This window comes from Oceanobacillus sp. CAU 1775 (assembly GCF_054482815.1).
Genome location: NZ_JBTLRO010000006.1, coordinates 114,458 through 126,211, shown reverse-complemented (window position 1 = coordinate 126,211; position 11,754 = coordinate 114,458). Strand labels below are relative to the sequence as shown.

The window sequence follows — 11,754 nt, the reverse complement described above, 5'->3', positions numbered from 1 at the left end:
GATAAAAGGTGGAATCATTATGGAACGTGAAATTACTTTTAGAGAAGCAACCATAGAAGATTTGGAGGCTATTGTGTCCATGCTTGCTGACGATGTGCTTGGTGCTAAACGCGAACGCTTTGAAAAACCACTACCTACTAGTTATATAGAAGCTTTTCAGGCAATTAAAGCTGACCCTAATAATGAATTGATTGTTGCCTTGAGTGGCAGCCAAATTCTAGGTGTACAACAACTTACTTTCACCCCTTACATTACACATCAAGGAGGTTGGCGAGCGACAATTGAAGGGGTTCGTACGTTACGTTCTGCTCGTGGGTTAGGTGTTGGTACAGCTCTTATTCAATGGGCTATCGATAGAGCAAGAGAACGAGGCTGTCATCTCATCCAATTAACCACTGATAAAAGTAGAGACGAAGCATTACACTTTTATAGAAAACTAGGTTTTCAACCAACACATGAAGGCATGAAATTGAAATTATAAAATAGTGGATAATAAAAGTCGTTTTTCCCCTCAAGTTTTATAACGAGAAAAACGACTTTAACCTATTGGTATTCCATTTTCAACTTCTTCATCTGGTCGCAATAAAATCACTTCATTATTTTCTGATATGCCGCCTAAAACTAAAACCTCTGATTTGAAGCCTGCAATTCGCATTGGTGGAAAGTTAACAACTGCAGCTACCTGCCGTCCGATTAATTCTTCAGGTGTATATCTTTCGGTAATTTGGGCTGAAGATTTTTTCTTGCCTATTTTCTCTCCGAAATCTATCTCTAATTTAATTGCGGGTTTTCTGGCTTCTTTAAAATCTTCTGCATGAATCACCGTACCAATTCGAATATCTAATTTCCCAAAATCCTCGAAAGTTGCCATGTATTTTCTCCTTTGTTCCTTTTTACTGCAATATCTTTTTCCTATCTACTAATTATCATGCTCATGTTGAAACATCTTTAAAACATATATATCAGTAATGCAATTAATGATACTACAGTTGCGATAATATACATCCATGTTAATCCAGGAATGCTTGTGCCCCATGAACTTTTTTCGTACTCACTGGAACGCTGAATCGCATCTTTCAAAGAATCCGGGTTATTTTTGTATTCCTTTTGTTTATTTTCCATTTCTTTTATCGCTTTAAATGTGTAAACCGCTGCAATGACACATAATATAAATACAGAACCAAGTACCCAAATATTGTTCATGAGATTCACTCCAATTCTTTATTTGTTAATTCCAATTATCCCATGATTTAAAGATAATTCCAACACCAAATTTTAATTAGATAATTTATTACTATTTATTAGTAGGGTTATGTTATTGAAAAGTTATACCTACTACAGATGAGATATTAACTTTTACTCATAGTTTGCGATTTAGAAGGTACATTTTTTACAATAAATCCTCTCTAAAAACTCAAATTTACTGGTTTGTTTGAGTTGTTGAAAGGTGTTAATATAGAATTACAAATAAAAATGAACGGAGGAATGAAAGATGGCTCATATAGGCATGAATGATTTAATGGTTGCAATACAAGAAATGGCTAAGGATTTAAAGGAAGTAAAAACAGATGTTGCAGAGTTAAAAGCGGATGTCGCAGTAGTTAAAACTGATGTTGCTGAGCTAAAAGTCTCTTCAAAGAGATTAGAACAAGACCATTCAGACATGAGAGAAGAATGGAAACTGGATTTCAAAAAACTGAAAAGAAAACTTACCATTTTAAGCGAAGAGATGCTTGAAGCAAGAACCGACATTACCCTTTTAGAAGATAAAGTATTTTAAGTATGCAGGAGCATACTATTTTTTTAAAAAAAGCCCGATTCTTCAATCAGGCTTTACATTTTATATTAAATTTAATTGATAAGAAAATCCAAACCTTCTTCTAAAACCATTATCACCAAGCAGCATTAAGGCTTCTCTATCCTCTAATAGCTTTTCATAAAGGTTACCAATTTCTTTTTCCGTATTACAATTTATATAGATGGATAATGAAGGTGTAAAATAACGTATTTTATTCTAACTCAAATCCATCGAGTAAGGCCCGAACTTCATCTGTCGTTTCTGTACTCATCAATTCATTTCTTAATTCACTTGACCCACGAAACTCTCGTACATAGATTTTGAAAAAGCGACGAAGAGGTCTAAAAGCTCTGGGTTCTTCTTCAGAATATTTATCAAACAAATCAAGATGTACGCGCATTAAATTTAATAATTCTTCAGGGCTATGTTCTTTTGGTGCCTTTTCAAAAGCAAATGGATTCTTAAAGATCCCTCGACCAATCATCACACCATCTATCCCATATTTCTCAACAAGCTCTAGTCCTGTTTGACGGTCAGGAATATCACCATTAATCGTAAGCAATGTATCCGGTGCTATTTCATCGCGCAGTTTCTTTATATCTGGAATCAATTCCCAATGTGCGTCTGCTTTACTCATTTCTTTTCTCGTACGTAAATGGATGGACAGATTTGCAATATCTTGCTCAAAAATATGTGTAAGCCATTCTTTCCACTCATCTATATTTGTATAACCAAGCCTTGTTTTCACACTGACAGGGAGGCCCCCAGCCTTTGCTGCTTGAATAATCTCCGCTGCAACCTCAGGTCGACGAATTAGTCCTGCTCCTTTCCCATTTCCAGTTACGTTTGGAACAGGGCAACCCATATTAAGATCGATTCCTTTAAAGCCCATTTCTGCCATGCCAATACTCATTTCTCGAAAATGCTCTGGCTTATCTCCCCAAATATGCGCAACGATAGGTTGTTCATCTTCTGTGAATGTTAATCTCCCACGTACACTAAACTGACCTTCCGGATGACAATAGCTTTCTGTATTTGTAAACTCCGTAAAAAATACATCTGGTCTTGCAGCCTCACTCACTACATGACGAAAAACGACATCAGTAACATCTTCCATTGGTGCTAATATAAAAAATGGCTTCGGTAAATCTCGCCAAAAGTTCTCACTCATTCTTACATTCAATCCCTTTCATTTTAGGACAATTATTCATTTATAAAGTATACCCTAACTTCATTTTCTACGCTCAAGTATAAATCTTGAGCACAACTGTCATTTTACCATAATCTACTTTATTATTAACGAAGAAAAAGTGCAATAAATAAAACTGAAAATAAATAGGCCTAGATTCAATTGATTAGAATCTAAGCCTAATTATACAGTTACTAGTATCATCAATCGGCATGCATCTTATTTATCTACTTGCTGTTCTGCAATATCACCAATGATAGGCAGTTTAAACATTTCCCCTTGATATGCTTTCCACATCATGAATAACCAAAGAATGAGAATTACTGGACTCAATAATAGTGACACAATCCAGCCGATGATTGGAATGAATGAAAGAACAGTCGTTAATACGAAGACTGCTATAAAAATGAAGATCGACTGAAACGCATGAAATCGGATAAAACGGTTATCTTTCTCAATTATTAAAAAGATAATGCCTGTAACTGCTCCTAAAAGATACGCCAATGCCCCGCCTAAATTTTCTTCTAAACCTGAACTTGTTTTTACTACAGTTACATTTTTTTCTTCCGTAGTTTCTGTTGCAGCCTCTTCCAATAGGGATTCTGTTTCGGTGTTCGGATCTTTCATGTAATATCCTCCTCTGTATTGTCCTATATTAATGAAAAGTACCTCTTACTCTTATTCACAAACTTTTCTAGACTCTCTGGAGATCCTTCTATCAGTAGTCATCAAGTTAAATTATACTACGCAACAGTTAAAATCAGGTTAAAATTATCAAAATAATTATATTAATTAAAATAACCCCTCCAGAAGACTTCTAGAGAGATTATTTATACACTTCTTATTGAATTAATCTTTAAGCGGAGTTAATTTTGCTTCGATTTCTTCCCTTCGACTTTCAAGGAATGGTGGAAGGTCTAGAGTCAGCCCTAAACTTTCTACATCACTATCAACTGTAAATCCAGGTTCATCTGTTGCTATTTCAAATAGTATTCCATTTGATTCACGGAAATACAAACTCTTAAAATAGAAACGATCAACAATCCCTGATGAATGGAAGCCTCTTTTTCGAACTTCTTCATCCCAATATTCGAGCTCCTCATCTGTTTTTACACGAATTGCTAGATGATGAACACTTCCTCGACCTGGCCTTTCAGAAGGGCCGTCCATACGTTTAACTACAATTTCACCAAAAGCTTCACCATCAATGGATTGGTAAATCGCTTCCCTATCCGTCCGACTAACTTCTGTGTAACCAAACATATCTACAAGTGTACTCGCCAGTTTCTCTAATCTTTTCACTGTAATTTCGACTGGACCCATCCCTTGAATTTGATGCTCCACTGGTACATTAGATTTTTCCCAAGTTTCCCAGAAGTCGAGTTTCTCTCCATTCCCGGTAAGAAGTACTAGTTGTAAGCCATCAGGATCTTCGAATTTAATTCCTGGTCGATTTGCATAGGTATTAATCTGTCCATGCATAACCCCGAGTTCCTCAAAGCGCTCTTTCCAATAATGCAGACTTTCTTCAGATGGGACAAGCAATCCAATTCTTGTAATTGCATTCGTTCCACGATATGTGTTTCCTACCATCGGGATTTCAAAAAATGTCAACTCTGTTCCCGGGCTCCCCGTTTTATCTCCATAAAATAAATGATACATTGATGGGTCATCCTGATTCACTGAGATTTTTACCCGACGTAGACCAAGTACCTCTTTATAAAAATGATTATTTTCATTAGCATCTTTTGTTATCATCGAAATATGATGATGTCCTGGAATTTTGTACATAATAATTTCCTCCTTATTAGTTTACTAATCAAGTGATAAGTTAAAAAAATATAAATTACTTTTCTTCTATTTGATTTTCTGTATGTTTTTGAAGTTTTGTCATGAGTTTATATAATGTTTTTTGTTCATCTTCCGTTAAGCTTTCATTTAAAATGGATGTTTGAAATGAAAGTTGATGTTGAAAAACTTCTTCCATTTTGGCTTCGCCTTTAGAAGTGAGGCTAATCCACTTTGTTTTCCAATCCTGTTTCCGTTGGATATAGTTTTCTTGTTCAAGCCGAGAAAGCATCCTTGATATTCCACCTTGAGAAACGGTTACTTTTGTTGCGAGCTCACTTTGCGTAATTGGCTGATAAGTGGAAACCTGGTTTAATACTTCAAACTGAGCTGCTGTGATGTTAAATGGTTTTAAAAATATATTCGATAACTGATTACTTTGATGTGTAAATCTAGAAATCCGCAACCAAATCAATGATCCTAATGTGTTCTTTTTCAAATTACCTCACTTCCCTTCGTTACTTATCACTTTACTAGTAAATTGACTAATATGCAAGAAAAGTATCTTGAATTAAAGATATATTTTATTTTCAATGGTAAATCGGAACAAATTCATTAGCTTCCAAATATTTTATCCATTTGCTTTATACGCTCGGCAAAAATACTCTCCAATTTTTTTCTTAAAAATAACCAATGAACAAATCTGCCAAGTATAGAAAATGGCATCACATAGTCAACTGTGTCATGAATCTCAACACCGCCTTCTATTTCAGTCAATTCATGACGATGCTTCCAATAACGAAAAGGACCAGATTTCTGTTCATCAATAAAATAGTTACCTTCTTTAATCTCAGTAATCTCTGCCACCCAATTTATCCGTACACCAATAAAAGGTCGCAGCCGATAGCGCATGATCATGCCCTCAAACATTTCTTCAGGAAGTTCATGTAAGATCTTAAAGGAGAGATCATCATCAGTGATATTTTCGAGCTGTTTAGGGTTAGACAAAAACTCCCACGCTTCTTCAAGCGAGATAGGAAGTTTTTGACTACTTGTTAATTGATACTTCTTCATATTCTTCTCTCCTTTAAGTTTTCTTAGGTTGCAACTTGAGATTCTAATTTCACTAATGGCTCTTTTCCCTGTCTTAACAAACGCAAACCGTTCAATATAACTAGAATAGTTGAACCTTCGTGAAAGAGGACTGCCATTGGTAAGTTTAACAAGCCAAACAAATTCAAGATAACTAATGTGAGAATTACTACAATCGAAAAAGTGACATTACCTACAATTATCCGATTCAGGCGATGGCTAAGCTTATAACTATAAAATAACTTTCCTAAGTCATTTTTCACAATAACAACTTCTGAAGATTCCATTGCAACAGACGAACCGCTTCCCATTGCAATCCCAATATCTGCATTCGCTAAAGCCGGCGCGTCATTGATTCCATCTCCTATCATTCCCACAACCTTGTTTTCTTTCTGACTCTCTTGAACAAATCTAATTTTATCTTCTGGTAAACAAGCTGCAGTATAATCGGAAATATTAACTTCTCTTGCTACTTTTGCAGCTACTGTTTCATTATCTCCAGTAAGAAGAGCTACATGAATGCCATCTTTCGTAAAGTTTTTTACAGCTTGTGTTGCTTCTTCACGCACACGATCTGCTAGTGAAAAGAACCCTACAATTTGATTCTGCTTCCCAATAAATATATTCGTATTCCCATCAATTGCTTTTTTGCGATATTCATAAATATCCTCATAATTTTCAAATGCTGATGGCTTTCCAACCTGTATACCACCTTTTTGCATTCCGGAACCTACAAGTTCTTCCACTGACTCACTTCGATTAACCTCATCTAAATTCAAATCTCTAAACGTATCCACAATCGCTTTTGCAATCGGATGACTGGACTGTTGTTCCATATAAACAACTTCTTTTAAAATATCTTCTTCAACAGCATAATCGACTACTTCAAATGCACCATATGTTAACGTACCTGTTTTATCACTATAAAGAATATCCATTGTACTAAGTGCTTCCATTGCAGCTCCACCTTTAAACAACACACCATTTCTTGCACCATTACTGATGGCACTTAGTGTTGCAGGTGTAGCGGACGCGACTAGCGCACATGGACTAGCTACAGTAAGCATTACCATTCCACGATAAAACGCTTCTTCGAAAGAAAAACCGTTAAAGCTATAAAGGATCACTATAAAAATAGGAACTCCAATCAAAACACTAATTACATATTTTGATTCAATTCGATCAATAAATTTAGACACCTTAGATGGTCGTGTCTGCGCTTCTTCCACCATACGAATAATATTCGAGAAAACCGTTTCATTACTTCGTTTATTTACTTTAATATAAAAAACATTGCCTTCATTAATCGTGCCTGCGAAAACTTCATGGCCTTTTCGCTTCATGACTGGAACCGATTCCCCTGTTAAAGCTGCTTCATTCACCAATGCCTCTCGATCAGAAATGCCATCAATTGGGATCTGTTCTCCCTTTGCCACAACAATAGTATCGCCTATTTCCAATTCATCTGTAGGAATTTCAACCATTTCCCCATTTTCCTTTAAGACTTGTGCAGTTAATGGAATCTGTGCCATTAATTCTGAAATAGCACTGGTCGATTTCGCTGACGCATAATCTTCGAGTACCTCTGCTCCTGCAAAAATGAGTAAGAGCATTGCCCCTTCAGATTCAAAATTAATGAAAACAGCTCCAAGTGCTGCCAAGATCATCAGTAAATCCACATTCGGTGATTTGGATTCAATCGTATCAATAACTGCGCTCTTTGCAGCAAAAAAACCTAAAAAGAAGATAGCTGCATAAAATGACAATCTACTTGCGAGCTCAATAAAGGGCGAGAAAAGAAACCCTAGGACGATAAAAAAGATACCAATTAATAAAAATTGACCAGGTCGGCTTTTAATTAAATAATTAATCATTAAGAGGTTCCTCTTTTCTATGTAGTTTATATAAGTAGTCACTTTATAATAATTCTAATCTAAGTGTAGCATGCTCTGTATATTTGTTCAATAATGAAAAACTTTAAGAGAAAGTTGCGTAAGAATTTTAACCTTCCAGCTTCATTTTAAACGCTATTGAAACATCTAGAAGAGAATCTTTCAAGACAACAACAGCTTCTATAAATTCTTTAAACCAATTGGAATAGCAACTACAGGTGAACATTATTTAAAATCTAAGAAAAAAGAAAATCTCATAGGAGTGGTCTTTGCTAATGATAGCAAAGATTTCGGTGATGAATTTGCTGTTGCAGTTGGTAAAGCACGTTTCTGGGATCGGGAATAGGCATGGTTTTACAAGATGTTATTTTGATTTGAAGTAAGTTCAATACAAGACGAAAAGGAGCTTGAATGATGTTCAAGCTCCTTTTGATTTGTGGAATATTAATATTTAAATCCTTGATAGCATTACAGTGTTTAATTTGATTTTTTATTATAACAATCCTCACAGATAAATTGCCCTTCATTTTTCAATTAGGCTTTAATTTCTGTCATACCTCTACGTTTTGGATAACGCATTTTTATAAAAACGATTTCATTCCCTTTTATTTCCTTTTTACAATTCGTACATTTCGGTGGTTCTCCAAACATTTTATCCTCTCCAATTGTCTTTTTTTACTACGGGATGAATGAATAATTCAAGTGGAATTAAAATAGTCCAAATAAAATTCGATAAACTATCCTTCTCCTATAACACAATAAAAGACGTACTTCTATTAGATGATTTAACTAAACAATAAAAAACCACAGAACAATACTATAACCATTGTCTTTTCACTCTAAAATAATAAGCCCATCCTCGCAGAACATCTTTTATAAATATGAATATGACGATTGGATAGACAGTTATGTTAAACCGTTCAATTCCTGATACATTCCAATACCCTTGTTCCAATACACTTGGGAGCATAAATGAAAAAAAGTTTAAACTAAATAAAAAGATAATCAGCGCGAACATCAGCGTATATACTTTTACAACACGCGTTGCTGCCTGTTGCTTACTCTCAGGATTGTCATTGATCTCAGGTTTTTCCGATTCTTTTGAGTAAGCTTGTCGCCAGATCGACCATTGTAGCCATGAAGTACCTGTGACATACACTTGCTCCCATCCTGCTTCCCTGTGAAAAGCATATGCGTTACGATTTGCTCTCCATTCGAAAAGAACGTTGTATGCATATAATTTCGGATAAGATTTCTCAAACTGAAACCTAATTCCTCCTTTATAAATATGGCTAAGATGCCAGCCTAAATGCGCTTTCTCTTCCAACCATGTTTCAAGCTTATCTCGGGCATACATCCAGCCAATTTTAAATTTATTTCGACGTTTCCTTGATAGGGATGTTGGTTTATCTAAGGAATCGAATAAGATTTGAGACTGTGCGCTTCCTTCTGATAAACGCTTTGATTCTTTTTTGAGCATCAGAAGAGAATAAATCCCTATGATTATCATTGCGATATGAATGGCAAAGACAAGATACGTGAAAATCCACATTGGACTCTCGACACGGTTCACAGTAATCGACTCATTGCTGAAAAAGAGAGGCAGCCACAACACTGCTTGCAAACTAACAAAAAATATGATGAAGATGAAATAAATCCACCAAAGCATTGTGATCGTGCTATTTCTAGATTCTAAACTATCCCGAACGATGGAAGTTTTTATTTCTTCCTTTTTCTTAGCATTACCAAAAATCGCCCATTTCCGTTGTTTATCCATCACTTCCCAACTGTCTATCTCAAGTGCTTGCGGTAGAGGGTGCTGCTGACTACGATCAAAAGATATAGCAAACACTTCATGGGGTGACGCTTTCTCTATAAATGTGAAACGGCTTAATTTAGGTTGAAAACGAGAGAGTGTGTATCCTTCTTTTGCCATCTCTCCAATCCAGCTTTCTGTTTTCTGAATGTTAAGGCTCCAAAATGGTTTCCAACTATACTTTTCATTCATTTCTTCTCCCCCTTGTGTGCAATAGCATTCGTATACAACTCTTCAAGTCTGCTCATTTCCCGTTGAATAATCACGTGTCCTATATCAGTAATCTCATAGATTTTTTTGCGTTCTTCGTTGGCATAAACAACGATTAAATGATCCTTTAGCATTTTTGAAATCGTCCCGTACACTGTACCCGAACCAAGCTTCAAGCGACCTGATGTAATCAGCTCCACATATTTCACAATTCCATAACCGTGTTGCGGTTGCTTAAACAGACTTAATAAAATATAAAAAGCTGTTTCAGACATCGGGACGTATTTTTTAATTGTTTTATCAGTATGAGAGGTCATACCTTTCCTCCTCAATATGTCACAACGCGACATATGTATATCATATCGCGAGTATATCACGGCGTGACATAATGAACAATAAGATTTTTCCTTTATCCTCTGTCATCTTACGTACATCTATAAGCATCAAGATTTAGGTCTTGTGACGGTGTTCTTGTTACCTAATTTATGCCATACTGACATTATTACAAAAGAAGGGAATGGGCCAGATAATATGAATTGGAAAGTGAATTTACTTCTTATCGCTTTTGTTTTACTGCTTGGAGCTTGTAGTGATGGATCCAATATGGAAATAGAACAAGAGAATAATCAGAATGAAGAAAGCCAAGTCGATCTTGAAAACGAAGAGGATGCTGTTTCCGAAAGCGAGCCAGAAGAGACTTTTACGTTGGCGAGTATGGAGTCTACTCCATTTGAAGATTTAGCTGGACAAACAGCAATAAAAGTTATGCCTGGTGACTGGGAACAACCTTACGAACTTAGTGATATACGCTGGGGAATGTTTTATGGTGACAATGAATTTATTATGTCTGCACCAGATGAAGGCGTTTTTCGCTATGACTTGGCAGAAAATCAATTAAAGTGGGAAACGAAACATAGTTTAGCAGAAAAGGCAATGCATAATGGTGTGTTTTATGGGGCACAGCTTGCTGATCCTAGTAACTTCGCAAATGTTGGAACCATCGATATTGCGACTGGGGAAATCACAGGCTATTACGAAGAAGAAAATCATCAAATTGCAGGTCTGTTACATTTTATGGATGATTTAATGTTATTCACCTCTCCTGCCAATGATAAAGACAAGAATCCTGATCGAGATTTATTTGTTTATGATTTGCAATCTAAGACTAAACTATGGACTGTTCCGATGTCGAATAGTCTAGGACAGCAAGCCATCGATCTTGGAGAAAATATCTTATTAGTAAACGACCTAACACATGAGGGAAATGATGATCAAATTGCGTCCGTTTACGATAAGGAAACAGGCGAAGAGCAATTTGAAATTGTCGCGAATGCGATTAGAAAACACCCTGTTGTAAATAGTGAAGGTATTTATTTCGCTGACCACAGGGCGGGTACGATTCAATTATATGATTTTGAAGGTAATTTAATAGAAGAAGCAACTTCTATAATTGGCTTTGGACTTCAACAATTAATGCGACCAATTGCAACTGAAGAAGCCTTTATACTGGCAGATAATGAAGGTATTGCTTGGTATTCTCCTGATCTCGCTACGATTCAACATCGCGTGGATTTTGGTGAAATGACTCTAAGACACCTGGTATCTACGGATGATCGATTATACGTGATTGTCAGTGATAAAGAGACAGACGAGTTTTTTATTGTGACACTCGATCTTCAAACCGGAGAAGCGTATGAAAAAGTTTCGCTAGAGATAGATGATAAAAATGCTGTCGTCCAACCACATGTTTATAACAATAAATATAGTTTTGCCATCAACACAAGGGAAGCAGGTTTAGTTTACTATGTCTTCTCCAGCGATGTAGATCGCCCAATTGAATAAGTAATTAAAAATGGTTCCAGTCATCAATTTTGATGAGCGGAACCGTTTTATTTCTTTACTTTCAATCTGTATCGCTAATAAGATTTATTCATACGTAAAAACTATATTAGTTCTTTACATTTCCTCG

At 35.9% G+C, this 11,754-nt stretch carries 14 protein-coding genes and 1 pseudogene; 4 read left to right on the top strand and 11 right to left on the bottom strand.

What is annotated here, in order from left to right:
• Positions 1–19 precede the first annotated feature (19 nt).
• On the top strand, positions 20–481 hold the full coding sequence (locus tag ACXYMZ_RS11915; RefSeq protein ID WP_458948624.1) for a GNAT family N-acetyltransferase: 462 nt from the start codon (positions 20–22) through the stop codon (positions 479–481).
• Positions 482–538: 57 nt separating this feature from the next.
• Here the strand turns inward: ACXYMZ_RS11915 and csaA are convergent, their stop codons facing one another.
• Both csaA and ACXYMZ_RS11905 read right to left on the bottom strand, forming a co-directional pair.
• The gene (gene csaA / locus ACXYMZ_RS11910; protein WP_458948623.1) at positions 539–871 is read right to left on the bottom strand and encodes a chaperone CsaA; all 333 of its coding nucleotides are present in this window, start codon (positions 869–871) and stop codon (positions 539–541) included.
• Positions 872–948: 77 nt separating this feature from the next.
• Entirely contained in the window at positions 949–1,203 is a 255-nt protein-coding gene (locus ACXYMZ_RS11905; RefSeq protein WP_458948622.1) for a hypothetical protein, read from the bottom strand.
• A gap of 289 nt (positions 1,204–1,492) precedes the next feature.
• On the opposite strand from ACXYMZ_RS11905, the gene ACXYMZ_RS11900 reads away from it, so the two are divergent.
• Positions 1,493–1,780 carry a hypothetical protein gene (locus tag ACXYMZ_RS11900; protein ID WP_458948621.1) on the top strand — a complete coding sequence of 96 codons (288 nt, stop codon included), beginning with the start codon at positions 1,493–1,495 and terminating at the stop codon, positions 1,778–1,780.
• 229 nt (positions 1,781–2,009) lie between these two features.
• Here ACXYMZ_RS11900 and ACXYMZ_RS11895 read toward each other — a convergent pair whose 3' ends face one another.
• The 6 genes from ACXYMZ_RS11895 to ACXYMZ_RS11870 form a co-directional block, all read right to left on the bottom strand.
• Entirely contained in the window at positions 2,010–2,969 is a 960-nt protein-coding gene (locus ACXYMZ_RS11895) for a tRNA dihydrouridine synthase (protein ID WP_458948620.1), read from the bottom strand.
• 237 nt (positions 2,970–3,206) lie between these two features.
• A complete protein-coding gene (locus tag ACXYMZ_RS11890; RefSeq protein ID WP_458948619.1) occupies positions 3,207–3,614 on the bottom strand; it encodes a DUF4870 domain-containing protein in 408 nt (135 codons plus the stop codon).
• Between the two features lie 222 nt (positions 3,615–3,836).
• Complete coding sequence (locus tag ACXYMZ_RS11885) at positions 3,837–4,778, bottom strand: ring-cleaving dioxygenase (protein ID WP_458948618.1); 942 nt, start codon at positions 4,776–4,778, stop codon at positions 3,837–3,839.
• Positions 4,779–4,833: 55 nt separating this feature from the next.
• Positions 4,834–5,274, bottom strand: coding sequence for a MarR family winged helix-turn-helix transcriptional regulator (locus ACXYMZ_RS11880; protein WP_458948617.1), 441 nt, complete (start codon positions 5,272–5,274; stop codon positions 4,834–4,836).
• A 116-nt stretch (positions 5,275–5,390) separates the two neighbouring features.
• A complete protein-coding gene (locus tag ACXYMZ_RS11875) occupies positions 5,391–5,849 on the bottom strand; it encodes an SRPBCC family protein (RefSeq protein WP_458948616.1) in 459 nt (152 codons plus the stop codon).
• 23 nt (positions 5,850–5,872) lie between these two features.
• Positions 5,873–7,741, bottom strand: coding sequence for a heavy metal translocating P-type ATPase (locus tag ACXYMZ_RS11870; RefSeq protein WP_458948615.1), 1,869 nt, complete (start codon positions 7,739–7,741; stop codon positions 5,873–5,875).
• Between the two features lie 175 nt (positions 7,742–7,916).
• On the opposite strand from ACXYMZ_RS11870, the gene ACXYMZ_RS11865 reads away from it, so the two are divergent.
• Complete coding sequence (locus tag ACXYMZ_RS11865; RefSeq protein ID WP_458948695.1) at positions 7,917–8,105, top strand: hypothetical protein; 189 nt, start codon at positions 7,917–7,919, stop codon at positions 8,103–8,105.
• A 191-nt stretch (positions 8,106–8,296) separates the two neighbouring features.
• Here ACXYMZ_RS11865 and ACXYMZ_RS11860 read toward each other — a convergent pair.
• From ACXYMZ_RS11860 to ACXYMZ_RS11850, 3 genes and pseudogenes are all read right to left on the bottom strand, one after another.
• Positions 8,297–8,410 (bottom strand): annotated as a pseudogene (locus tag ACXYMZ_RS11860) (Fe3+ hydroxamate ABC transporter substrate-binding protein); the annotation flags it as partial.
• Between the two features lie 166 nt (positions 8,411–8,576).
• Positions 8,577–9,767, bottom strand: coding sequence for a DUF2812 domain-containing protein (locus tag ACXYMZ_RS11855; protein WP_458948614.1), 1,191 nt, complete (start codon positions 9,765–9,767; stop codon positions 8,577–8,579).
• Positions 9,764–10,102: a PadR family transcriptional regulator gene (locus tag ACXYMZ_RS11850; RefSeq protein ID WP_458948613.1), complete on the bottom strand. Its 339-nt coding sequence runs from the start codon at positions 10,100–10,102 to the stop codon at positions 9,764–9,766. The genes ACXYMZ_RS11855 and ACXYMZ_RS11850 overlap by 4 nt, the downstream gene beginning before the upstream one ends.
• Positions 10,103–10,316: 214 nt before the next feature.
• On the opposite strand from ACXYMZ_RS11850, the gene ACXYMZ_RS11845 reads away from it, so the two are divergent.
• Complete coding sequence (locus ACXYMZ_RS11845; protein ID WP_458948612.1) at positions 10,317–11,627, top strand: hypothetical protein; 1,311 nt, start codon at positions 10,317–10,319, stop codon at positions 11,625–11,627.
• Positions 11,628–11,754 lie beyond the last annotated feature (127 nt).